The following is a 1,637-nucleotide window of genomic DNA, read 5'->3' as shown; positions in this document are numbered from 1 at the left end:
CTTTTTGCTATCTCAATAGTAGATAGTTTACTCACCAATTTCGGTTTCTTTTGTTTCTCCTTAGAAAGGAGGTGATCCAGGCGCACCTTCCGGTACACCTACCTTGTTACGACTTCGCCCCCCTCGCTGATCCCGCCCTTAATAGTTTCACTCCTTGCGGTTATGTCTACCATTTTCGGGCGTCTCCAACTCGGGTGGCGTGACGGGCGGTGTGTACAAGGTCCGGGAACGTATTCACCGCAGTTTGGCTGACCTGCGATTACTAGCGATTCCGGTTTCATGTAGTCGGGTTTCAGACTACAATCCGAATTACGGCACGGTTTATGAGATTCGCTTCACTTCGCAGTTTCGCTGCCCTCTGCCCGTACCATTGTAGCACGTGTGTCGCCCAGAGCATAAGGGGCACGCTTACCTGACGTCATCCCCTCCTTCCTCCGTCTCGTCGACGGCTGTCCCATTAGAGTAGCCCAACTTTACTCGCTGGCAACTAATGGTAGGGGTTGCGCTCGTTGTGGGACTTAACCCAACACCTCACGGCACGAGCTGACGACGGCCGTGCACCACCTGTGTGAGACTGTATCACCTAAGTAATACTTGGATATATCTCTATACCCTTATCTCCATGTCATTCCCTGGTAAGGTTCTTCGGTTAGCTTCGAATTAAACCACATGCTCCACCGCTTGTGCGGACCCCCGTCAATTCCTTTGAGTTTCAGCCTTGCGGCCGTACTCCCCAGGCGGCTCACTTATCGCGTTCGCTTCAGCACGGAGAATTCACTCCCCACACCTAGTGAGCATCGTTTACTGCTAGGACTACCCGGGTATCTAATCCGGTTCGCTCCCCTAGCTTTCGGGCCTCAGCGTCAGGGTTACCCCAGTAGACCGGCTTCCCCACTGGCGTTCTTACCTGTATCTACGGATTTCACCCCTACTCAGGTAATTCCGTCTACCTTTGGTACCCTCAAGTCTTACAGTTTCAAACGCATTTCTACCGTTGAGCAGTAGTATTTCACATCTGACTTATTTGACCGCCTACGCCCCCTTTACGCCCAGTAATTCCGGGCAACGCTCGCCCCCTACGTCTTACCGCGGCTGCTGGCACGTAGTTAGCCGGGGCTTTTCTTTATCTACCTTCATCCAACTGTCCCCAGTTGTCTTTATTCGATAAGTTCAGAAGTTTACATCCCGAAGGACTTCTTCCTTCACGCGGCGTCGCTGGATCAGACTTCCGTCCATTGTCCAAAATTCCCCACTGCTGCCTCCCGTAGGAGTAGGACCCGTGTCTCAGTGCCCTTGTGGCCGATCATGCTCTCACATCGGCTACCCGTCGTCGGCTTGGGAGTCTCTTACACTTCCAACTACCTGATGGGACGTAGGCCCCTCCTTCGGCTATCTCTCGATACTTTCCCCTCTCGGGCTTATCCGGTCTTATCTACCGTTTCCAGCAGTTATCCCGGTCCTTTGGGCAGATTCCTACGCTTTACTCACCCGTTCGCCACTCTTACTCGGGTAGCAAGCTACCCTTTCTTCGTTCGACTTGCATGTGTTAGGCGCGCCGCCAGCGTTCACCCTGAGCCAGGATCAAACCCTTCATCCTTATGGTTTGTCCTTCTTCAGTTCTTTCTCTGACGTCTTTT

At 52.8% G+C, this 1,637-nt stretch carries 1 rRNA gene; it reads right to left on the bottom strand.

From position 1 onward, the window contains the following. Positions 1-64: 64 nt before the first annotated feature. Positions 65-1,597: ribosomal RNA gene (locus tag C7380_RS13330) — 16S ribosomal RNA — on the bottom strand. Between the last annotated feature and the right edge of the window lie 40 nt (positions 1,598-1,637).

Origin of the sequence: Oceanotoga teriensis (genome assembly GCF_003148465.1) — a bacterium.
In the GTDB taxonomy this organism is placed as follows: Bacteria; Thermotogota; Thermotogae; order Petrotogales; family Petrotogaceae; genus Oceanotoga; species Oceanotoga teriensis.
This window is presented reverse-complemented; position numbering and strand designations above follow the sequence as displayed.